Genomic DNA, 21,881 nt, shown 5'->3' with positions numbered 1-21,881 from the left:
TAACAGTGGCGCCGAACAGTCATCTCGGTGCGTTGACGCTAAGTGACCGTGTCGCGGCAAGGACGCTCGCAGCCATCCCTCTTTGAGAGCTTTCCTATGTCCCTCCGTAATTTGAATATCGCACCTCGGGCGTTTCTCGGTTTTGCGTTTATTGCGTTGCTTGTGATTGTTCTGGGGGTGTTTGCCGTCAACCGCATGACCCTGATTCGCCAGGCCGCGCTGGACATGGGCGCCAATCAGCTGCCGAGTGTCGGCTACCTGGCCAATATTACCGAGAGCGTATTACGCCTGCGCATTCTGTCGTTCCGGGTGCTGGTCAACCGCGAGCCTGGCGCCCTGCAAGATGCCCAGGCGCGCATTGATGTCCTGGTCGACAAGGCCCGCCAAGCCCAGGCGGGTTACGCCGCGATGCCGGCCGGCGCCGAAGAAGCGGCGCTTTACAAGACTTTTGCGGTGACGTTGGACAACTACCTTAAAGCCCAGGCTGAAATGCTGACATTGTCCCAGCAGAACAAGGTCGAGGAGATGCGGGCCCTGATCAACAGCCGGATCAAGGACGGCACCGATCAGATGGGTGAACAGCTCAACAAGTTGATTGCGATCAACGCCGCCGATGCCAAGCAGGCCGGGGACGACGCCGGGCGCAGCTACAGCGATGCGATCAGCGGGATTATCGTGGTGTCGGTGGTCGCGGCACTGATGACCGTCTTGCTCGCCTGGCTGCTGACCCGCAGCATTGTCACGCCCTTGCGCAAGGCGGTGGCAGCCGCCGAGACCATCTCCAGCGGCGACCTGAGCAAGGTTATTGAGGATGATGGCCAGGATGAGCCTGCGCGGCTGATCAGCGCCCTGGCGACCATGCAGGGCAACCTGCGCCAGACCATCCAGCATATCGCCGGCTCGGCGACGCAATTGGCGTCCGCCGCCGAAGAGCTGAGCGCGGTGACTGAGGAAGCCTCCAAGGGCTTGCAGCAACAGAACAATGAAATCGACCAGGCCGCCACCGCCGTCAATGAAATGACCGCTGCCGTGGAAGAAGTGGCGCGTAATGCGGTGTCCACCTCCGAGGCCTCGACCCAGTCGAACCAGGCCGCACGGGAAGGGCGCGACCGCGTGGTGGAAACCGTGGGCGCGATCCAGACCATGACCCAGGACGTGCAGAACACCTCGGTGTTGATCGAAGGCCTGGCCACCCAGGGCCGCGATATCGGCAAGGTGCTGGATGTTATTCGGGCGATTGCCGAACAAACCAACCTGCTGGCCCTCAACGCCGCCATCGAAGCCGCACGCGCCGGTGAAGCCGGGCGCGGGTTCGCCGTGGTGGCCGATGAAGTGCGCGCCCTGGCCCACCGCACCCAGCAGTCGACCCAGGAGATCGAAAAAATGGTCGCCGGCATCCAGAACGGCACGGGTGAGGCGGTGCAGTCCATGCAACAGAGCAACCAGCGCACCCAAAGCACCCTGGAAATGGCCCGCGCGGCGGGTGTGGCACTGGAGCAGATCACCCAGTCCATCAGCCTGATCAATGAGCGTAACCTGGTGATCGCCAGCGCATCCGAAGAACAGGCCCAGGTATCGCGCGAAGTGGACCGCAACCTGGTGAATATCCGCGACCTGGCCACCCAATCGGCGGCCGGCGCCCACCAGACCAGCGCCGCCAGTCACGAACTGTCGCGCCTGGCAGTGGATTTGAATGCGATGGTGGCGCGGTTTGTTATCTAAGCAGGGAAGGCTTGGGTGCCTGGCATACCGCTATCGCAGGCAAGCCAGCTCCTACCTCTGATTTGTGGTGTGACCCAAACTTCTGCCCTGACGAACATCCCCTGTAGGAGCGGGCTTGCCCGCGATGGCGGTAGCTCAGCCACTGTTTGCGGTGGCTGACATACCGCTATCGCAGGCAAGCCAGCTCCTACATTTGATTGGTGGTGTGGCCCAGACTTCTGCCCCAATGAAGATCCCCTGTGGGAGCGGGCTTGCCCGCGATGGCGGTGGCTCAGCCACTGTTTGCGGTGGCTGACATACCGCTATCGCAGGCAAGCCAGCTCCTACATTTGATTGGTGGTGTGGCCCAGACTTTTGCCCCGATGAAGATCCCCTGTAGGAGCGGGCTTGCCCGCGATGGCGGTGGCTCAGCCACTGTTTGCGGTGGCTGGCATACCGCTATCGCAGGCAAGCCAGCTCCTACACTTGATTGGTGGTGTGGCCCAGACTTCTGTCCCGATGAAGATCCCCTGTAGGAGCGGGCTTGCCCGCGATGGCGGTGGTTCAGCCACTGTTTGCGGTGGCTGGCATACCGCTATCGCAGGCAAGCCAGCTCCTACACTTGATTGGTGGTGTGGCCCAGACTTCTGTCCCGATGAAGATCCCCTGTAGGAGCGGGCTTGCCCGCGATGGCGGTGGCTGACACACGCCATTTGGTCGAGCTGTCAGGCTTTCCATACGCCGGGATTGACCAGGTTTTTCGGTCGTTCTCCCGCCAGTGCCGCCAGCAGATTATCCACGGCACACCGCGCCATCGCTTCCCGCGTTTCATGGGTGGCAGAGCCGATGTGCGGCGTCGCCACTACATTGTTCAAGCGCAGCAGCGGCGAGTCATGGTTCAACGGTTCACGCTCGAACACATCCAGCCCCGCCGCGCGGATCGTACGCTGTTGCAGCGCTTCTACCAGCGCCGCCTCGTCCACCACCTTGCCCCGGGAGATGTTGATAAAGATCGTCTCCGGGCCCATGAGCGCGAATTCCCTGGCGCCAATCAGCCCCTGGGTCTCGGCGGTCAACGGCAAGGTCAGGCATACAAAGTCGGCTTGCTGCAACAGGTCGGGCAAGCTGCGGTATTGCGCGCCGAAGCGCTGTTCCACCGCAGGCTTGGGGGAGTGGCTGTGATAGATCACCGGCATGCCAAAGCCAAAATTCCCGCGCTGTGCCAGGGCTTCACCAATGCGCCCCATGCCAATGATGCCCAGGGTCTTGCCGTGTACATCGCTGCCAAAGTGCAACGGGCCGATGTTCTGGTTCCAGTTGCCGGCGCGCACCATGTTGGCCAGCTCCACCACGCGCCGGGCGGCGGCGAGGATCAGGGCAAAGCCGGTGTCGGCGGTGGTTTCGGTGAGTACATCCGGGGTGTTGCTGAGCAAAATGCCGCGTTGGGTCAGGTAGTCGATGTCGTAGTTATCGACGCCCACCGAAACACTGGCCACTGCCTCCAGGCGCGGCGCCAGGTCCAGCAGTTGCGCATCCAGGCGCAAGCTGGCGCCCAGCAGGCCGTGGGCGGTGGGCAATGCCTCACGCAGTTGCGCCAGGCCCGTGGCGTCGAGGCTTTCGATCAGGGTCACGGTGGCCGCCTCGTGCAGGCGGGCCATCAGCGGCGCGGAGAGTTTTTTGTACAGCACGACATGTTTTTTCATCAGGTTCTTACCTTCAAATCCAGGGAGTGCAACGGTGCTGCCGGGGACGGCTCACGGGCACCGGTCTTGAGAAAAATCGTCAGTACCACCGACAGCAGCAACGCGCCGCTCATCAGCAGGTAGGACGCACCGGGCGAGCCGGTGCTGCTGTTGAGATAGCCCACCAGGTACGAACCGCCAAACGAACCCAGCGCGCCCATGCTGTTGATCAGCGCCATGGCGCCCCCGGCAACGTTGGCCGGGAGGATTTCCGGGACGATCGCAAAAAACGGCCCGTAGGGCGCATACATGCAGGCGCCAGCAATCACCAGCAGGGTGTAGGACCACCAGAAATGCTCGGCCCCAAGCAGGTAGGAGCCATAAAACGCCACGGAAGCGATCAGCAGCGGTGGCCACACGAAACGTTTACGCTTTTGCAGCTTGTCCGAGCCCCAGGACACCACGAGCATGCCAATCACCGCCGCCAGGTACGGCAACGCCGAAAGCCAGCCGGCTTCGACCATGTCCATCTGCAAGCCGGCCTTGAGGATCGACGGCAGCCACAGCACAAAGCCGTACACGCCGATGCTCCAGCAAAAGAATTGCAGCGCGAGGATGATCACCTGTGGCGAGCGGAACGCTTCGGCGTAGTTTTTCACCGCCTTGAGCCCAACCTGCTCGGCGGCCAGGGCGGTTTCCAGGTCGTGCTTCTCGCCGGCGTTCAGCCACTTGGCATCGGCTGGGCGCTCATCGGCCAGGCGCCACCAGATAAAGGCCCAGAACACCGCCGGCAGGCCTTCGATGATAAACATCCAGCGCCAGCTGTAATGCTGCACCAGGTAGCCGGACACCACCGACATCCACAGCATGGTCACCGGGTTGCCGAGGATCAGGAAGGTATTGGCCCGCGAGCGTTCGGCACGGGTGAACCAATGGCACAGGTACACCAGCATCGCCGGCATCACGGCGGCCTCGACCACTCCGAGCAGGAAGCGGATGGCGATCAACATGTAGGCGTTGGACACGATGCCGGTCAGCGTGGCCAGGCCGCCCCAGAGGATCAGGCTGACAAAAATCAGCTTCTTGACGCTACGTCGCTGGGCATAGATCGCCCCCGGCACCTGGAAGAAGAAGTAGCCGAGGAAGAACAGCGCGCCGAGCAGCGAGGACATGCCCGGGGTGATCATCAGGTCTTCGGCCATCCCGGAGGCGGCGGCGAAGCCATAGTTGGCGCGGTCCAGGTACGCCAGGCTGTAGGTGATGAACACGATGGGCATGATGTACCACCAGCGGCGGGTGGCGAGTTTGGTCGTCATGGGTTTGCTCCTGAGCTTGTTGTAGTTGTGGCAACAGGTAACGGGTTTAGCGCCGGGGTCAGCCGGCCTTTTGCAGGGCTGGCAGGTCGGCGCGCATGGGCAGGCCTTCCATATCGCCGCGACTCTGTACGGCGCGGCTGCCGATCCAGTTGGCGCGCTGCACCGCCTGGGCAAAGCTGAGGTTTTCGAGGAGGGCGCTGATCATGCCCACGGCAAAACCATCACCGGCGCCCACCGTGTCCACCACCTTGGCCACCGGCACGGCGGCGACAAACCCTTGGTCCAGATGGCTACGGTAGTAGGCGCCGTGGGGCCCGAGCTTGATCGCCACCGCTTCCACACCCTGGTCAAGGTAGAAGGCGGCAATATCCGCCGGGTCTTCGAAGCCGGTCAGCAGGCGACCTTCGCTCAGCCCCGGCAACACCCAGTGGGCCAGGCAGGCCAGGGCGTTGATTTCGCGGATCATTTTCTGCTCGCTGGGCCAAAGTGACGGGCGCAGGTTAGGGTCGAACGACACACTGCGGCCTGCCGCGCGCATCTGGCTCATCAACTCGCGCGACAGCTCGGCGGTGGCGTCCGACAATGCTGGCGGAATCCCGGTGGCGTGCAGGTGCCGTGCTTTTAGCAACTGTGGAGTGATCACGGCGCTGGACAGGTGACTGGCCGCCGAGCCACGACGGAAATACTCGACCTTGGGATCGTCGCCGCGCTCTTCCCGCGACTTGAGCTGAAAACCGGTGGGGTGCGCCGGATCGACCGCCACATGCCGGCAATCCAGGCCTTCGCTTTCTAGGGTATCGACCACAAAGCGGCCCAATGAATCATCCCCCACACGGCTCAGCCAAGCCACATTGAAGCCCAGGCGCGACAAGCCGATCGCCACATTGCTGTCGGCGCCGGCAATGCGTTTTTCAAAGTGACCGACCTGGGCCAGGTCACCGGTTTGTTCGGCGACGAACATCGCCATGGTCTCGCCGAACGAGAGGATATCGATCTCAGACATGGGCATTCTCCACACGCGGTTGGCCAAGGTGGGTGAGGGCGGCGACTTGCACGGTGGTGACCGCCACCAGGTCTGCGCCTTGCAGCGGGAATTCCACCGCGCGGCTGATACCTTGGGGCATCAGTTGCAGCAATTGTTCCCACAGATGCAGGTCGGCGGTGCCCGGCGGCAACGCCACCAGCTTGCCGTCGGCGCGGCGCTCTACGGCCTTGCAGTGCAGGTAGTCGACATGGCGGCCCAGCAGGCGCGCAGCGGTGCGCGCCGATTGGTCCTGCCAGTGCCAGTTGCCGATATCGAAGGTCATTTTCACCGGTACCGCCAGGCGCTCAGCTTCATCGAAGAAACGTTGCAGCGGCTCGATGCGCCCGCCGTGCAGGGTCTGGTCGTTTTCCACCAGCAAGCGCACCGGGTGGCGATTGAGCAAGGCACTGAGGCTGTGCAGGTCGTTGGTGTCGGTGAAGTAACCGAGGGACACTTTCAACCAGCGCGCACCGAACGCCTGGGCGCGGTCGAGGGTGGCAGCAAGCTCGGCGTTGGCTTGCGCCCGCCCGGCCACCCACAGTTCCAGGGGCGAGGAAAATACACACTCCAGGCCTTGCGCTGCGGCGGCTTGCGCCAGTTCAGCGGGCTGTTCGGTGGTCAGCAGCTCTTCACGCCATTCAATGCGCGTGGCGCCGGCGGCGGCCAGCAGGTCGACAAAACTCAGTTGGCCGCGCTGGCGGACCAGGTCGGCGCCGTAGCTGGAAAGGCTGATGGAAACGGGGTATCTGTGCATTGTTATTGATCTCTGAAACCGGTTTCATTTGAAGATAAAAAAATGCTCGTGCAGGCGGTTATGCCTACACGGGTTGGGTTGAGCCTCGGACGATCAGTTGCGGGGCAAAATCCACCGAACGGGTCGGCGCGGTATCGCCGCGCAAGCGCTTGAGCAAGCACTCAAAAGCACTGGCGCCAATGGCTTCGGTCGGCTGGGCCAGGGCGGTGATGCCGCTGCCCACCAGCGGGTACCATTCCAGATCATCCAGGGCGAGCAAGCCCACGTCCTCGAACAATCGGCAACCCAGTTCGCGCAGGGCTTTGGTACAGGCCAGCGCGGCAATGCCGTTGGCACAGAACAACGCTTTGGGCCCGGCTTGGCCTGCGCCAAGAAACGTCTGCAAGCGGTGGGGCAGGTCGCGGTCTATTTCCAATACGGCGCCGCGCATTTTTTTGCGACGGCGGATCTGGGCCTGGAAACTCTCCATACGCTCAACCCGCGAACTGGTGCCATCGGCCGCCTCGCTGACCAGCAAGATATCCCGGTAGCCCTGGTGTTCCAGGTGGTCCAGCGCCATGCCCACGGCCAGTGGGTTGTCCAGGCCTACCAGGTCGCTGTGCAGGGCGTCGACCTTGCGGTCCACCAGCACCAGGGGCATTTCCCGTTGCAGTTCCAGCAGTTGTTCGAGGTGATGGCCCAGGGTGTTCACTATCAAGCCTTCGATGTTATAGGCGCGCAGGGCTGCCAGGTGCTGGCGCTCCTGCTCGTCATCGCGGTCGGTGTTGCACACCACCAGGCTGTAGCCGTGCTGGCGGCAGGCGGTTTCCACGCCATGCATCACGGCAATCGAATAGGGGTTGCGGATATCGGCCACCAGCATGCCGATCAGGCGCGTGCGCCCACGTTTCAGGCCTCGGGCCATCTGGTTGGGGCGGTAGCCCAAGTCATCAATAGCCTGCTCGATGCGCAGGGCGATGGCGTCGGAGAGCAGGGCGCGGTCGTCGCCGATAAAGCGCGACACGCTGGCCTTGGAGACGCCGGCGCGTTCGGCTACATCAAGCATGGTCACGCGGCTGCGTTGGGCGGCGGAGAATGAAGTCACGGCGGAGCCTTTCTTATTAGTGTGAGGTGGCAGTGCGCTGGGCATTGAAACCGGTTTCAGAAAACACCAGCCAGCCCCTTTCGTCAAGAAAATCTTTGCTGGAACACTGCCAAAACCGGCGGCGTGAAACCGACGAGCGGCGAGCCGACCTGTTAGTTCTGACAGTATCCGCAGCGCTGCTGGACGTGTTCAATTATCCCAACTGAGCCGCAAGCGCCGTGATCCATCGACGCCTTGGCGCGTGTCTAGGTGATGGGAGGTTTTGATGAGCACCCACAATGCTGGCCAATCCAATGGCCCAGGCGGCATCCTGTTGATTGAAGCGCCTATCGTCGTCGACGCGCTGCCTGATGGGTTGCTGCCGGCACAGTTTTATTTCGCTGATCTGCAGCTTGAGATTCCGACGCCCTGGGCGTTTTTACCCGGTCCGGGCAGAGATCAGTATCTGGTGTTCGAGTGGAACGTTCGCGGTGCCCGGCCCTTGGATACGCCGCCGATTTTGCTGCCTAACCCGATGACGCCTGCCGACTTTCCCTACGCCCTGCAGATACCTCAGGCATTCCTGCTCAACAGTGCAATTGTTGATCTGCGGTTTCGCATCCATAACCGCACGCCGAACAGCCCCAGCGTTGATGCCTCCGAGGTTGTGACCATCAGGATCGACCGCGATGCACCCGGTGGGGGGGCGTTGCTGCCACCGCCCATTTTTCCCATCGATCCGATCACCGAGGCCTACCTGGTTGCCAACCCCCTGGTGCCCATGGAAATCCCCAAGGACTATCTGGATCGTGAGGTGGGTGATCAGGTGCTGATGTATTTTTCAGATATGAACACCTTGCCAACCGGCGCGCCTACCCTGGTTTCAGCGCCGCTGACCAGCGCCACCGGCCGTATATTCGTGAATGTGCCCAGCGCCGTGTTCCGCAGTTTCCCGGGCGCGCGCTGGATCTTCTGCTTCTATCGCCTGAAGGACCGCGCAGGCAACGTCAATCCGCTGTTTTCACAGGTGGAGCAAGCGGAGCTGCAAACCGGCCTGCCGCCGTCCAGGTACCCTCGGCCCAGTTTCCCGCAGGCGGAGTCGCATCCAAACCGTTTCCTGACCTGCAGCACCCAACCTGCGATCTGGTTGAGAGTCGAGGTGCATGTCGCGCCTCACGCCGACATACACGCTGGCGACCTGATCACGCTGCGGTTCCAGGGGTATGGCAAGTACCCGGATGTCAATCCGGACCCCAATATCGTGGAAACCCTCACGCATTATTGGGATGGGGTCGCCGATGCGGCGGGCTATACCTTCTGGATTCTGGATGTCGAGCGCGTGATTCGGCCCCTGAAAAAAAACGCCGGCGGCGAGGCCAGTTACACGGTGTCCAGGGGCGGCGTGGTGATCGGCCGTTCTTCTTCGCGCTATGTGGAGTTCGACCGCGTGGTGCCCACCTCACCGCCACCGCCCACGCCTATTTATTGCTGGATTGACGGCAATGGCCCCGAGGACTGAACACCCTACACGTTTGCTTTAACAACAGATGGGTAATTCGAAAGGTGGTTTGTTTGGCCGCGTGTTTTACGCGCTGGAGAGAGTGTTGCTGCGATTTCAGTCACCAGGCAATCACTCAAGTATCGGGCGATGGCGGCTTGGCCACCTAATGAGTGTTTGTGCGACGCCTACATTAAGTACTAAGGAGAGACTGATATGAGCAGCAACCCTGACGTCACCATTACACCAGCGCCGTTCGTTATTGATGCCCCCACGATTGCAGAAGCATTGGATGATGCATCCGGGCTCATCCCGGTAGCCGTTGCACGGGCGGGTATAACCCTTCAACTGCGAACCGGGCTGATTTCATTACGCACCGACTGGCTGAGTGTCGAAATTCGCAGAACCACAGATACGGTGCCCAGTTGGACCACCTTCGTGCCCCCCTTCCAGATCAACTTGAACCCCGTGCCGGCAATAATCGATAGATTTGTTCCTGCTCCGGCTCCCGAGTTTGAGTTCGCCCATGGCTTTTATGAACTCAAAGTCACGCAATACCGTAATGCCGGTGGTGTACCGGGTCCTGCGATGGATGAGTCCAACCCCGCCGCATTCCGGGTCGACCTCATTGCGCCCTACGCCGTAGCGGCGTCCCGTGAACAGCCGACCGCTCCAGTATTAGTCAATGCCCCGCCGGGTACGGTTATCAACAATGCTTTCCTGATCAACCAGGGCGGCGTGGAGGTGCGTATCCTGGCAAACAGTTTCGGGCCGCAGCCCGGACGGTTTGAAGCGGGGGACGAAATTGACGTGTACTACAGCCCGGTCATGGACCCTCGGCCCGAGTATTTGGTCAGTGGTCCAGGTGTGCCTATGCTGCCGCCACCTGCGTCGAGCACTTTTTTCCTGCCAGCCAGCCTGATCACCTTGAGTGGTCTCTATTACTTTTTCTACACCATCAGGGACCGTGCAGGGAACGTCAGTCGCCCGTCGTTCAATGAGTTTCGTACGGTTTCGTTGTTGGCCGATCCCGTGCCATTGGCGCCGTTCCTGCCACTTGCGCCTGCCCCTCGTAACGGCAGCACTGATGACCTGCTCAGCATTGCGGACTATGTGCAAGGGATCGATCTGCATATTGAGCAGTATGTTAATTTCGTGACAGGGCTGGACAAGTTCGAGACGCAATGGGAAGCCGAGCCTTTTGGCCCGCAAACTACCGAGCTCACTGGTTTCCCGGTGGTGTTCAATAATATGAATGACGCAATCAAGGCCGCCTATACCGCGACGCTGGGCCCGCAGACGGTAAATGTGCGTTACCGGATCGAGCGCAACGGTGTGTTCTTCACCTCGCCAGATAAAACCCTGCAGCTCGATTTGTCGGTCGAAGGGCCGGTCCTGCCGGGCACACTGGAGCCAGGCGATGTGAACCCTGGGCTGAACCCGCCGCAAGTGTTTGGTGCCAACTCCAACGAGTTGAACACCCTGCGCATTGGGGATGCGAACCTGCCTGTCACTATTGTGATTCCCCTTTGGACCATTGCGGCGCTGCCTCATGCAGCTAATGAGTTTTACCTGTATTGGGGCACCTCCAGAGAGCGTGTCGGGCCGTTCCCTTTAAGCACTACAGTTCCCGGCGCCGACGCAACGTTTACCATTCCCTGGGACGTAGTGGCCCGCCACGGCAACAATATGCAACCGGTCAGCTACTCTGTGATTGGCCCCGGCACCACCAATGAAAACCCATCGCCCGTGACCATGGTCAATGTGATCGATGCCGTGACGGTGGAGCTGGCACCTGCAAGGTATCAGCGCCTCGTGTTTGATGAATGGAACTGTCAGTCGCTGGTACAAATCCAGCCTGGCTCGCCACCGGTACTGGCTGCCACTGTGTTGATCCCGGGCGATGCAAGACTGGTAGTGGGCAATACCGTGGATGTTACGATCACCATTACCAGCGAACGCCCAGGGCATCCGTCAGGGCCATTTACACTGACTATTACAACCCCGCCCTTGACCGCTGCCGAGGTGGCCAACGGTATTGAGGTAAATATCATCTACCGTCCGTTCCTGGCTCAAGTGGCGTTTGGGCCGTGCGAGGTCACCTACACCACGGGCGTGGCAGGTGGGGGACTCGGTCGCGGCGAGCTGGCCGAGGTATACACGGTATTCTCCAACCCTGACTCATTCTGTGATGGCGTACCGGCTAGCCTGGGAACCACTCTGATAAGTCAATAAACCGCTGCAAGCACAAAAGGGAAGCCTGGCTTCCCTTTTGTGCGTCTGCAAGCCTTGGATTGGCGCGTTTAGACGGTTCCGTCTGCCGGGGGCGCCACTTTCCATGCATCTGCGCTGCCGATTAACACTGCTCGTTCAGATTAGTCCTACAGTCGTCGGTATGTTCACTACGTAACCTCTGCGCTGTACAGGTGAGGCCTCATTCCGCGGGGAACGAGCCAAGCCGTTTTTAGTGGCTCTACCCCAGAGAGTGAACCCGATGTCAGCACCCATTAACTTCGAGCTCAAACCCTTGAGCAAGATGATGAAAGTCCCAGCCATGACTGTCCTGCTGTTTGCGGCAGTGCAAACCAATGTGCAAGCCGGCCATCTGATTGGCGAGTCCAAGGTCATTGGCGCCGATGAACCGACAAATCACTGGCAACTCGATCAAAAGTCCGAGCTGACCATGAACGGCGCCCGTGCGGGCCATATCCTGGCCAACGATTCGACGCTGAATGTCAATCCCGGCAGCCTGATCGAGGATATCCGCGCGACACAGGGCTCCTCCGTCAGTATTAACGGTGCCACGGTCAATTCCAACAACTCGACATGGGGCGCGGTGCGCCTGGATGACAGCACAGCCATCATTCGTGACAGCTCCATCAACAGCAACACCGTTGTCGGCCTGCAAGCGTTCCAGAGCTTCAACTCGCAAACGGGCGGCATTGCCCAGGTGTTCAACAGCATCATCCGCGGTGTAAAGGGTGGCGCAATAGCCAACGGCAACGCCGAGTTGCATTTCAACCAGAACACCGTGGTCGAAGGCACTGGCGCCGACAGCTATGGCGTGTTGCTTGATGGTGCAACGGCGACTGCCAGCCAGAGCAGCATCATCGGCGGCAAGAATGGCGTGCTGTTCACCAACAACCTTGGCAGCACCACTGCCGGCAAGCTGGTGCTGGACAATTCCAGCGTCGAAGGCCGCAGCGGCTCGGCCATTGTTGTCGAAGGTGAGCCTGGCGAGCCGATGGACGTTGAAATCGACGTGCGCAATGGTTCGACCCTGATCGGCGGCAATGGCACGTTGCTGGAAGTCAACGGCGGCGCCCAGGCGAGCATGAACGTCGACAACAGCCGCTTGAACGGCAATATCATTGTCGAGGACGGCAGCACCGCGCACCTGAACCTCGACAACAACGCCGGGCTGACGGGCCAGTTGCACAATGTCAGCAGCCTGAACATCGGCGACCAGTCCTACTGGGAGTTGACCGGCGACAGCCAGGTGGGTGCCTTGAACCTGGCCGGCGGTACGGTGAAGTTCGGCGACAGCGACGCGTTCTATCAGTTGGACCTGGACAGCCTCGACGGTAAAGGCACCTTTGTCATGGGCACCGATTTTGCCCGGGGTATCACCGACTTCCTGAATATCAATGGCCAAGCCAACGGCACCCACAGCCTGCTGCTTGAGGCCACTGGCGTGGAGCCGCTCAACCCTGAAGCGATTCGTATCGTGCACACCGAAGGCGGGGACGCGCAGTTCTCCCTGGCCAATGATTTCGTCGACGTGGGCGCCTACTCCTACGGCCTGAAAAAGGACGGCACCGACTGGTTCCTCGACCCGGAAAACCGTGTGATCAGCCCGTCCACCCGCTCGGTGATGGCGCTGTTCAACACCGCACCGACCGTCTGGTACGGCGAGGCGACCTCATTGCGTACGCGCATGGGCGAACTGCGTTTCGAGCCTGGTCAGGCGGGTGTGTGGATGCGCGGTTACGGCAACAAGTACAAGGTGGCCGAGAGCACTGGTGTGGGCTATGACCAGAACCAGCAAGGCTTCACCCTGGGTGCCGACATGCCGTTGGCCGACAGCCAGTGGCTGGTAGGTGTGATGGCCGGTCACAGTACCTCGGACCTGAACCTCAAGCGCGGTACGTCCGGCACCGTGAAAAGCTACTACGTGGGTGCCTATGCCACCTGGCTGGATGAGGAAAGTGGCCTGTACTTTGACGCCGTGGCCAAGCTCAACCGCTTCAACAACGAGTCCAAGGTCGGCATGAGCGACGGTACCAAGTCCAAGGGCAAGTACGCCAACACCGGTGGCGGTCTGTCGGCAGAGTTCGGGCGCAACATCAAGCTCGATGACGGCTACTTCGTCGAACCGTATGCACAATTGTCCACCGTGGTCATCCAGGGTGCCAATTACAACCTGGACAATGGCCTGCACGCCGATGGCGAGCGCACCCGCTCGATCATGGCCAAGGCCGGCGCGACGATTGGGCGTGATATCCAACTCGACAGTGGCAGTGTCGTCCAGCCGTACCTGCGGGCAGCGATGGTGCATGAGTTTGCCAACAACAATAAGGTTAAGGTGAACAACAATGTGTTCAACAACGACCTGTCAGGCTCACGCACTGAGTTCGGCGCAGGGGTTGCGGTGAAGTTGTCGCAGAACCTGCAACTGCACGCTGACCTTGAGCACAGCAGTGGTGGCCGGGTCGAGCAGCCTTGGGGCGCCAACGTAGGTATGCGTTACAGCTGGTAAAAACAGGACGCTTATTAACGCCCGTATCGAAGGATACGGGCGTTTTTTTCTCTTGCATAAGCGATCAACTGGTTAGATCAAAGTCGACTTGTATTGTATGCCTGTTGCCGTTTTCATCCGGATCGGTGGTACCGTTCAATTCACCGCCGAACTTGACAGTGCCTGCTTGCAAGCGATTAACGATCAAAGTTCCTGTGGAACACCGCATGGAGTTAGGATTCGGAGTGCCCTCAATGGCATACCAGACACTAACCTCATTGGTCTGCCACTTACTCAGATCCAGTACCTGCCCCTGACGAACGGTGTTGGGCAGCCCAATCGTGATTTTTTTCACTGTGATTGAGTTATCAGCATGTCGCGCATTAAGGCGGTACATGGCTTCTATAGGGTCATGCAGCAGTTTCAAGGTCTGAAAGTGGAGCGGTATATTATCGATACGCGCATCGAATGTGCCAGTTGCAAGAAGGAACCTGGGGTAAAGCAATTTTTTTTGCTCGGGGGTCAACTGTTGCGCTTGTTCGGTCATGATCGCTTCTCCATCGCTGATGATTGTGCGAGTAACAGAGATGTTGACGGCTCTGTCTGAGTCATGAAATAGCACCGCACCTGCGCTGTAAACTGTCAGAACTAACAGTATACGAAGACAACGACTTATGAATGATCTAATGACAATCTAAGCACGCCGCTGTTAATACTCTTTGGCACTTAGACTAACCGAACAACCCCGCCGCGATGTTGATCGAAAAACCCAGGATCGCCGTATTGAACAAAAAACCGATCAACGATTGCCCCAACACCACTTTGCGCATGGCCCGGGTAGCCACCCCCACATCCGAGGTCTGCACGGCAACGCCGATGGTGAAGGAGAAGTACAGGAAGTCCCAGTAGTTGGGGGTCAGCAGCCCTTCGGCAAAGCGCAGCGCCGGTTCCTTGCCCTCCCAGGTGTAATAGAGGCGGGCGTAGTGCACGCTGAAAATCACCCCGATCAACAACCACGAACCAATCACCGTCACCCCGGTAAAACCGTAATGCAGCAGGCGCTCGGTCGTGTCCAGGCCCTTGCTGCCGGCCAGGCCAACGGCAATGGTGGCTAGGCTCGCAATCGCTGCAATGCACACCATGAACAGCACCAGACCGGCGTTCTCGTCCTCGACCTCGGCGATGCGCTTGACGTCTTCGGCCTTGGCACGGATGGTCAGGCGCAGCATTAGAATCAGGTAGGTCCAGACCCCTACGTTCCAGCCGATCAGGATTTTGCTGAGGATTGAGTCGACGGGCGCCAGGATGCCGATTGCCAGGCCCAGGACGGCAGCGGCGGAAAGGCGAGGGTGGGTACGGGCGAGAAAAGGCATGATGGCTCACAAACACAGGACATGTGAGCACCATAGCCTATTCCCGTAGGAGCCGGCTTGCCGGCCCCTACAGGGGGGGTATCAATCTTTGCGTTTGCGCACCAGTTTCATGACGACCACAAAGAACACCGGCACAAACACCACCGCCAGCGTCGCAGTGATCATCCCGCCGATCACCCCAGTACCAATCGCCTGCTGGCTCGCCGAACTGGCGCCGGTGGCAATCGCCAACGGCACCACGCCCAGGATAAACGCCAGCGAAGTCATGATGATCGGTCGCAGACGCAAGCGAGCAGCCTTCAATGTCGCCTCGACCAAGTCTTCGCCCTGGTCATACAAGTCCTTGGCAAACTCGATGATCAGGATCGCGTTTTTCGCTGACAGTCCGATGATCGTGATCAGGCCGACCTTGAAGAACACATCGTTGGGCATGCCGCGCAGTGACACCGCCATGACCGCGCCCAATACCCCCAGTGGCACCACCAGCAGCACCGAAGTGGGGATCGACCAGCTTTCATACAGCGCTGCCAGGCACAGGAACACCACCAGCAGCGACAGCATCAGCAGCAGCGGCGCCTGGGAACCCGACAAGCGCTCCTGCAACGACAACCCGGTCCATTCCTGGCCCAGGCCCGCTGGCAATTGGCTGACCAGACGCTGGATTTCTTCCATTGCCTCGCCGGTGCTATGACCCGGTGAAGCTTCACCCGAAATAGCGATGGCCGGGTAACCGTTGTAACGGGTCAACTGCGCCGGGCCCTGGACCCAGCGCGCTTGGACAAACGCCGACAGCGGCACCATCTTCCCGGCGTTGTTGCGCACATGGATCTTCATCAGGTCTTCGACCTGGCTGCGCTGGTCGCCTTCGGCCTGCATCACCACGCGCTGCATGCGGCCCTGGTTGGGGAAGTCGTTGATGTAGGCCGAGCCAACGGCCGAAGACAGGATATTGCCCACATCGGCAAACGACACGCCCAGGGCGTTGGCCCGCTTGCGGTCCACCTCCAACTGCACTTGCGGCGCCTCGGCCAGGGCGCTTTCGCGCACATTGGCCAGGATCGGGCTTTTTTCCGCCGCCGCCAGCAGCTCGGTACGCGCCGCCATCAATGCGGCATGGCCCACGCCGCCACGGTCCTGCAAACGGAACTCAAAGCCGCTGGAGGTGCCCAGGCCATCCACCGGTGGCGGCAGCACGGCATAGGCCATCGCATCCTTGAGTTCGGTAAAGGCCATGTTGGCGCGATCGGCAATCGAGGCCGCCGAATCGTCGCTGCTGCGCTCGGACCAGTCCTTAAGCGTGGTAAACGCCAGCGCCGCGTTCTGCCCGGAGCCGGAGAAGCTGAAGCCCATGATCATCGTCGTATCACCGACGCCCGGCTCGGTGGCGTTGTGCGCCTCGATCTGCTCGGCCACCAGCACCGTACGGTTCTTGCTCGCGCCTGGCGGCAACTGAATATCGGTGATGGTGTAGCCCTGATCTTCCACTGGCAGGAACGAGGCGGGCAGGCGGCTGAACAGGAAGCCCAGGCCTACCAGCAGGACCAGGTAGATCAGCAGGTAGCGGCCGCTGCGCTTGAGGGCATAGGCAACCCAGCCTTCGTAGCGGTCGGTCAGTTGTTCAAAGCGCCGGTTGAACCAACCAAAGAACCCGCCCTTGGCATGGTGCTCGCCCTTGGCAATTGGCTTGAGCAACGTGGCGCACAGGGCCGGGGTCAAGGACAGGGCAAGAAACGCCGAGAACAGGATCGAGGTGGCCATCGACAGCGAGAACTGCTGGTAGATCACCCCAACCGAACCCGGCATAAAGGCCATCGGCAGGAACACCGCCACCAGCACCAGGGTAATGCCGATGATCGCCCCGGTAATCTGGCCCATGGCCTTGCGTGTGGCTTCCTTGGGCGACAGGCCCTCCGTGACCATGATCCGCTCGACGTTCTCCACCACCACAATCGCATCGTCCACCAGGATGCCGATGGCCAGCACCATGCCGAACATGGTCAGCACGTTGATCGAGAAACCCAGTAACAGCATGGTGGCGAAGGTGCCCATCAGTGCAATCGGCACCACCAGCGTCGGGATCAGGGTGTAGCGGATGTTCTGCAGGAACAGGAACATCACCGCAAACACCAGCGCCATCGCCTCCAGCAGGGTGTAGATCACCTTGGTGATCGAGACCTTGACGAACGGCGAGGTGTCGTACGGGATCTTGTACTCGACGTTGGCCGGGAAGTAGCGCGACAGCTCATCCATCTTAGCCCGCACCAGGGTCGCGGTGCTCAAGGCATTGGCGCCGGGCGACAGCTGCACGCTGACGGCGGTGGAAGGCTTGCCGTTCAAACGCGTGGAGAACTGGTACTCCTGGCTGCCGACCTCGACCCGCGCCACATCACCAATGCGCACGGTGGAACCGTCCGGGTTGGCCTTGAGCACAATGTCGGCAAATTCGGCGGGGGTGGAGAGCTGGCCCTTGACCAGAATCGACGCGGTGATTTCCTGGGTATTGGTGCCTGGCAAATCACCGATGCTGCCGGCCGAAACCTGGGCGTTCTGCGCGGTAATCGCGGCGTTGACGTCGGCCGGGGTCAGGTTGAAACCAATGAGTTTCTGCGGATCGATCCAGATCCGCATCGCCCGCTCGGCGCCATACAGTTGCGCCTTGCCCACACCGTCCAGGCGCTTGAGCTCGTTCATCACGTTGCGCGCCAGGTAGTCGCTGAGCGCCACGTCGTCGAGCTTGCCGTCACTGGAGGTCAGGGTTACCAATAGCAGGAAGCCGGCAGACACTTTCTCCACCTGCAGGCCTTGCTGGGTCACCGCTTGCGGCAGGCGCGGCTCTACGGCTTTGAGACGGTTCTGCACATCGACCTGGGCCATTTCCGGGTTGGTTCCCGGCTGGAAGGTCGCGGTGATGGTGGCCGAGCCGAGGCTGCTCTGGGATTCGAAATACAACAGGTGGTCGGCCCCGTTGAGCTCCTGCTCGATCAGGCTGACCACGCTTTCGTCCAGGGTCTGCGCCGACGCACCGGGGTACGTCGCATAGATTTCCACTTTCGGTGGCGCGACGTTGGGGTACTGCGCCACGGGCAACTGCGGGATGGCGAGGGCGCCGGCCAGCAGGATAAACAGGGCGACCACCCAGGCGAAGATCGGGCGGTCAATAAAGAACTGCGGCATTGTCTCTGATCCCTATGATTACTGGCCGGCTGCCTGGGCGACAGGCGCGGTGCTGGCATCCACTTCGACTTTTTCACCGGGGCGCGCATGTTGCAGGCCTTCGACGATGATGCGGTCCCCGGCCTTCAAGCCGCTGTTGACCACCCAACGATCATTGACCGCTGCGCCCAATTCCACCGGTTGCTGGCTGACGTTCTGCTCGGCATCCACCAGCAACACCATGGGGATGCCGGCGCTGTCGCGGGTGATTGCGCGCTGCGGCACGCTCAGGCCTTGCTGGTCGACGGCCTGCTCCAGGCGCACACGGATAAAGCTGCCGGGCAACAGGTCGAGGTCCGGGTTGGGGAATTCGCTGCGCAGGATGATCTGCCCGGTGCCGGGGTCTACGGAAATTTCCGCGAACAGCAACTTGCCCGGCAGCGGGTAGAGGCTGCCGTCATCCTGAATCAGCGTGGCCTTGGCCTGGTTTTGGCCCACTTGCTTCAAATGCCCGGCGCGGAAGGCGCGGCGCAGGTCATTGAGTTCGCGGGTGGACTGGGTGAGGTCGGCGTGGATCGGGTCCAACTGCTGGATCACGGCCATGGGCGTGGCTTCGTTCTGGCCCACCAGCGCGCCTTCGGTCACTAGCGCACGGCCGATACGCCCGGAGATCGGCGCGGTGACGGTGGCATAGCCGAGGTTGAGCTTGGCACGCTGCACCGCTGCCTGGTTGGCCGCGACCTCAGCGGCGGTTTGCCGGGCGGCGGCGCGGGCGTTGTCGTAGTCCTGGGCGCTGATGGCATTGCCTTCGACTAGTTGGCTATAGCGCTGCTCTTGCAGACGCGCCTGGAAGGCATTGGCCTCAGCCTTGCGCAGGCTGGCCTGGGCACTGTCGAGGTCGGCCTTGAACGGCGCCGGGTCAATACGGAACAGCACGTCGCCCTGCTTGACGTCATGGCCTTCGTTGAACACCCGTTGCAATACCACGCCTGCGACCCGTGCGCGCACTTCGGCAATGCGTGGCGCGGCAATCCGTCCGCTCAGCTCGCTGCTGATGGACAGGGGTTTGGCTTCGAGGGTTTCGATCCGTACCTTGGCCAGGGGCATTTGCGGGGCGTCGTCCGCAGAGTTGCCACAGGCACCCAGGGCCAACGTCAGTGCCAGTAGGCAAAACGGCGCAAACAGATTCTTTGACATGCTCTTATCCCAATATTGACTGGCGCATCCTACGGACGCCCCCGGCTCGGTGCTGTGAAGCTGTGTAGGTGGTGTGTGAAGAAATGTAAGGTACGGCGCACGCCGAGGCGCCTGCGTATATCCTTTACGGCCGTGGATCCTAACAAGCTCTTCTGATCAATGACGATCTAATGTGAAACTGTATTATTTGGAAGCACCATGCCCAACATCCTCCTGGTCGAAGACGACGCCGCGCTGTCCGAGCTGATTGCCAGTTACCTTGAACGCAATGGCTATCACGTCAATGTGCTCAGCCGTGGCGACCACGTACGCGAGCGGGCCAGGCTCAACCCACCGGACCTGGTGATCCTCGACCTGATGCTGCCGGGCCTGGATGGCCTGCAAGTCTGCCGCCTGCTGCGCGCCGACTCGGCCGGCCTGCCGATCCTGATGCTCACCGCCCGCGATGACAGCCATGACCAGGTGCTGGGCCTGGAGATGGGCGCCGATGACTACGTGACCAAGCCCTGCGAGCCACGGGTGCTGTTGGCCCGGGTGCGCACTCTGTTGCGCCGCAGCAGCCTCAGCGAGCCACAGGCGGCCAATGACCAGATCATCATGGGCAATCTGTGCATCGACCTGTCGGAGCGCGCCGTGACCTGGCGCGACCAGGCGGTGGAGCTGTCCAGCGGTGAATACAACCTGTTGGTGGTGCTGGCCCGGCATGCCGGTGAAGTGCTCAGCCGCGACCAGATCCTGCAGCGCCTGCGGGGCATCGAGTTCAACGGCACCGACCGCTCAGTGGATGTGGCCATTTCCAAGCTGCGGCGCAAGTTCGACGACCATGCCGGCGAGGCGCGCAAGATCAAGACGGTGTGGGGCAAGGGTTACCTGTTCAGCCGTTCCGAGTGGGAATGCTGACAGCATGTTCCGGCTCCTGATCCGTCTCTACCTGCTGACCATCGTGACCTACAGCGCGGCGATCTACCTGATTCCCATGGGCATCATCGAGGTCTTCCATCATCGCTACATGAACTACAACCTCGAGCAATCCCGGGGCTTGCAGAGCCTGATCGTGCGTCAGTACCACAGCCGGCCGGTGGAGCGCTGGTCCGAGGTCACCGACCAGTTGGCCCGGGACTTTGCGCCCTTGAAGGTGCAATTGCTGCATCGCCAGGATGCCCGCTATACGCCGGCCGAGGAGCGGTTGCTGGAGCAGGGCAAACCGGTCATCCGCCTGGGGGAGTGGGGCTGGATGGAAGAAATCAGCTCGCCGCTCAATGACCAATTGGCGGTCAAGCTGACCATCCCGCCCGACCCGCTGGACATGAACCTGCTGTACTGGACCATGAACGTACTGATCGGCGCGGCGCTGCTGGGAGGCCTGTTGCTGTGGCTGCGCCCGCACTGGCGCGACCTGGAACGCCTCAAGACCACGGCCGCGCAACTGGGCCGTGGTCATCTGGAAGAACGCACGCACATTCCGCCCAGCTCCAACATCGGCAGCCTGGCGGCGGTGTTCGACACCATGGCCAATGACATCGAACACCTGCTCAACCAGCAGCGTGACTTGCTCAACGCCGTGTCCCACGAACTGCGTACCCCGCTGACCCGCCTGGACTTCGGCCTGGCCCTGGCGCTGTCCGAAGACCAACCGGCCGCCAGCCGCGAACGCCTGCAAGGCCTGGTGGCGCACATCCGCGAGCTGGATGAGTTGGTGCTGGAACTGCTGTCCTACAGCCGTCTGCAAAATCCGGCACAACTGCCCGAACGGGTGGAAGTGGTGCTGGATGAGTTTATCGACAGCATCCTGGGCAGCATCGACGACGAACTGGAGAACCCCGAGATTGTGATTGATGTGGTGCTGGACTGCGCCGTGGAGCGTTTTACCCTCGACCCACGCCTCACCGCCCGCGCCCTGCAAAACCTGCTGCGCAATGCCATGCGCTATTGCGAGCGGCGCATCCAGATTGGCGTCAAGGTCTGCGCCAAGGGCTGCGAAATCTGGGTGGATGACGACGGCATCGGCATCCCCGAAGAGCAGCGTGCGCGGATTTTCGAACCGTTCTACCGCCTGGACCGCAGCCGCGACCGCGCCACCGGTGGCTTCGGCCTGGGCCTGGCGATCAGCCGCCGGGCCGTCGAAGCACAGGGCGGCACACTCACCGCCCAGGCCTCGCCACTGGGCGGCGCACGCCTACGGCTGTGGCTGCCTACCTGACTGTCTGTCTAGAGTGGGCTTGTGTGGGAGCGGGCTTGTCGGATCGCCGCATCGCCGCGAAGACGTCGGCCCAGCGAACATTGATGTTGACTGACCCACTGCTTTCGCGAGCAAGCCGGCTCCCACACAAGCCCGCTGCCACATGGATGGGTGTTTTTCTGCAGTCCTGCTTTTGGCATATG

At 61.1% G+C, this 21,881-nt stretch carries 15 protein-coding genes; 6 read left to right on the top strand and 9 right to left on the bottom strand.

Annotated elements, in window-relative coordinates; translation table 11 throughout:
- Window positions 1-96 precede the first annotated feature (96 nt).
- Window positions 97-1,722, top strand: coding sequence for a methyl-accepting chemotaxis protein (locus ACSSVH_RS13430; protein WP_492633300.1), 1,626 nt, complete (start codon window positions 97-99; stop codon window positions 1,720-1,722).
- Between the two features lie 704 nt (window positions 1,723-2,426).
- Here ACSSVH_RS13430 and ACSSVH_RS13425 read toward each other — a convergent pair.
- The 5 genes from ACSSVH_RS13425 to ACSSVH_RS13405 all read right to left on the bottom strand — a co-directional run bounded on the left by ACSSVH_RS13425 (window position 2,427) and on the right by ACSSVH_RS13405 (window position 7,561).
- Entirely contained in the window at window positions 2,427-3,404 is a 978-nt protein-coding gene (locus tag ACSSVH_RS13425; RefSeq protein WP_492633299.1) for a 2-hydroxyacid dehydrogenase, read from the bottom strand.
- A complete protein-coding gene (locus tag ACSSVH_RS13420) occupies window positions 3,404-4,699 on the bottom strand; it encodes an MFS transporter (RefSeq protein WP_169951876.1) in 1,296 nt (431 codons plus the stop codon). The genes ACSSVH_RS13425 and ACSSVH_RS13420 overlap by 1 nt, the downstream gene beginning before the upstream one ends.
- Before the next feature lie 58 nt (window positions 4,700-4,757).
- A complete protein-coding gene (locus tag ACSSVH_RS13415; RefSeq protein WP_170041342.1) occupies window positions 4,758-5,702 on the bottom strand; it encodes a sugar kinase in 945 nt (314 codons plus the stop codon).
- Window positions 5,695-6,477 (bottom strand): sugar phosphate isomerase/epimerase family protein, encoded by a 783-nt coding sequence (locus tag ACSSVH_RS13410; RefSeq protein ID WP_170041343.1) that lies wholly within the window; start codon window positions 6,475-6,477, stop codon window positions 5,695-5,697. Before ACSSVH_RS13410 ends, ACSSVH_RS13415 begins: the two co-directional genes overlap by 8 nt.
- A gap of 64 nt (window positions 6,478-6,541) precedes the next feature.
- Window positions 6,542-7,561: a substrate-binding domain-containing protein gene (locus ACSSVH_RS13405; RefSeq protein ID WP_170057282.1), complete on the bottom strand. Its 1,020-nt coding sequence runs from the start codon at window positions 7,559-7,561 to the stop codon at window positions 6,542-6,544.
- A 265-nt stretch (window positions 7,562-7,826) separates the two neighbouring features.
- Between ACSSVH_RS13405 and ACSSVH_RS13400 the strand changes: the two genes are divergently transcribed.
- From ACSSVH_RS13400 to ACSSVH_RS13390, 3 genes are all read left to right on the top strand, one after another.
- Window positions 7,827-9,059: a hypothetical protein gene (locus ACSSVH_RS13400; RefSeq protein WP_169951867.1), complete on the top strand. Its 1,233-nt coding sequence runs from the start codon at window positions 7,827-7,829 to the stop codon at window positions 9,057-9,059.
- 195 nt (window positions 9,060-9,254) lie between these two features.
- Window positions 9,255-11,273: a hypothetical protein gene (locus ACSSVH_RS13395; RefSeq protein ID WP_492633298.1), complete on the top strand. Its 2,019-nt coding sequence runs from the start codon at window positions 9,255-9,257 to the stop codon at window positions 11,271-11,273.
- Between the two features lie 259 nt (window positions 11,274-11,532).
- Window positions 11,533-13,797: an autotransporter outer membrane beta-barrel domain-containing protein gene (locus tag ACSSVH_RS13390; RefSeq protein WP_492633297.1), complete on the top strand. Its 2,265-nt coding sequence runs from the start codon at window positions 11,533-11,535 to the stop codon at window positions 13,795-13,797.
- A 64-nt stretch (window positions 13,798-13,861) separates the two neighbouring features.
- On the opposite strand, the gene ACSSVH_RS13385 is transcribed toward ACSSVH_RS13390, so the two are convergent.
- The 4 genes from ACSSVH_RS13385 to ACSSVH_RS13370 form a co-directional block, all read right to left on the bottom strand.
- Window positions 13,862-14,323 (bottom strand): hypothetical protein, encoded by a 462-nt coding sequence (locus ACSSVH_RS13385; RefSeq protein WP_170041348.1) that lies wholly within the window; start codon window positions 14,321-14,323, stop codon window positions 13,862-13,864.
- A 184-nt stretch (window positions 14,324-14,507) separates the two neighbouring features.
- Window positions 14,508-15,149: a DUF1345 domain-containing protein gene (locus tag ACSSVH_RS13380; RefSeq protein WP_492633296.1), complete on the bottom strand. Its 642-nt coding sequence runs from the start codon at window positions 15,147-15,149 to the stop codon at window positions 14,508-14,510.
- An 81-nt stretch (window positions 15,150-15,230) separates the two neighbouring features.
- Window positions 15,231-18,323, bottom strand: a complete 3,093-nt coding sequence (locus tag ACSSVH_RS13375) for a multidrug efflux RND transporter permease subunit (protein WP_492633295.1) — start codon at window positions 18,321-18,323, stop codon at window positions 15,231-15,233.
- Between the two features lie 18 nt (window positions 18,324-18,341).
- Complete coding sequence (locus ACSSVH_RS13370) at window positions 18,342-19,499, bottom strand: efflux RND transporter periplasmic adaptor subunit (RefSeq protein WP_169951855.1); 1,158 nt, start codon at window positions 19,497-19,499, stop codon at window positions 18,342-18,344.
- Between the two features lie 198 nt (window positions 19,500-19,697).
- Between ACSSVH_RS13370 and ACSSVH_RS13365 the strand changes: the two genes are divergently transcribed.
- The gene (locus tag ACSSVH_RS13365; RefSeq protein ID WP_170057286.1) at window positions 19,698-20,399 is read left to right on the top strand and encodes a response regulator; all 702 of its coding nucleotides are present in this window, start codon (window positions 19,698-19,700) and stop codon (window positions 20,397-20,399) included.
- Window positions 20,400-20,403: 4 nt separating this feature from the next.
- Window positions 20,404-21,699 (top strand): ATP-binding protein, encoded by a 1,296-nt coding sequence (locus ACSSVH_RS13360; RefSeq protein ID WP_432754172.1) that lies wholly within the window; start codon window positions 20,404-20,406, stop codon window positions 21,697-21,699.
- Window positions 21,700-21,881: the final 182 nt, after the last annotated feature.

The sequence above is a fragment of the Pseudomonas sp. HC1(2025) genome, assembly GCF_058742075.1.
Note: the sequence above shows the minus strand (reverse complement) of the source record. Positions and strands in the feature narration are given on the sequence as shown.

Bases quoted from the DNA above. Each gene is read 5' to 3' on its own strand.
- ACSSVH_RS13430 (WP_492633300.1), top strand. From the start codon at position 97: ATGTCCCTCCGTAATTTGAATATCGCACCTCGGGCGTTTCTCGGTTTT.
- ACSSVH_RS13425 (WP_492633299.1), bottom strand. From the start codon at position 3,404: ATGAAAAAACATGTCGTGCTGTACAAAAAACTCTCCGCGCCGCTGATG.
- ACSSVH_RS13420 (WP_169951876.1), bottom strand. From the start codon at position 4,699: ATGACGACCAAACTCGCCACCCGCCGCTGGTGGTACATCATGCCCATC.
- ACSSVH_RS13415 (WP_170041342.1), bottom strand. From the start codon at position 5,702: ATGTCTGAGATCGATATCCTCTCGTTCGGCGAGACCATGGCGATGTTC.
- ACSSVH_RS13410 (WP_170041343.1), bottom strand. From the start codon at position 6,477: ATGCACAGATACCCCGTTTCCATCAGCCTTTCCAGCTACGGCGCCGAC.
- ACSSVH_RS13400 (WP_169951867.1), top strand. From the start codon at position 7,827: ATGAGCACCCACAATGCTGGCCAATCCAATGGCCCAGGCGGCATCCTG.
- ACSSVH_RS13395 (WP_492633298.1), top strand. From the start codon at position 9,255: ATGAGCAGCAACCCTGACGTCACCATTACACCAGCGCCGTTCGTTATT.
- ACSSVH_RS13390 (WP_492633297.1), top strand. From the start codon at position 11,533: ATGTCAGCACCCATTAACTTCGAGCTCAAACCCTTGAGCAAGATGATG.
- ACSSVH_RS13385 (WP_170041348.1), bottom strand. From the start codon at position 14,323: ATGACCGAACAAGCGCAACAGTTGACCCCCGAGCAAAAAAAATTGCTT.
- ACSSVH_RS13380 (WP_492633296.1), bottom strand. From the start codon at position 15,149: ATGCCTTTTCTCGCCCGTACCCACCCTCGCCTTTCCGCCGCTGCCGTC.
- ACSSVH_RS13375 (WP_492633295.1), bottom strand. From the start codon at position 18,323: ATGCCGCAGTTCTTTATTGACCGCCCGATCTTCGCCTGGGTGGTCGCC.
- ACSSVH_RS13370 (WP_169951855.1), bottom strand. From the start codon at position 19,499: ATGTCAAAGAATCTGTTTGCGCCGTTTTGCCTACTGGCACTGACGTTG.
- ACSSVH_RS13365 (WP_170057286.1), top strand. From the start codon at position 19,698: ATGCCCAACATCCTCCTGGTCGAAGACGACGCCGCGCTGTCCGAGCTG.
- ACSSVH_RS13360 (WP_432754172.1), top strand. From the start codon at position 20,404: ATGTTCCGGCTCCTGATCCGTCTCTACCTGCTGACCATCGTGACCTAC.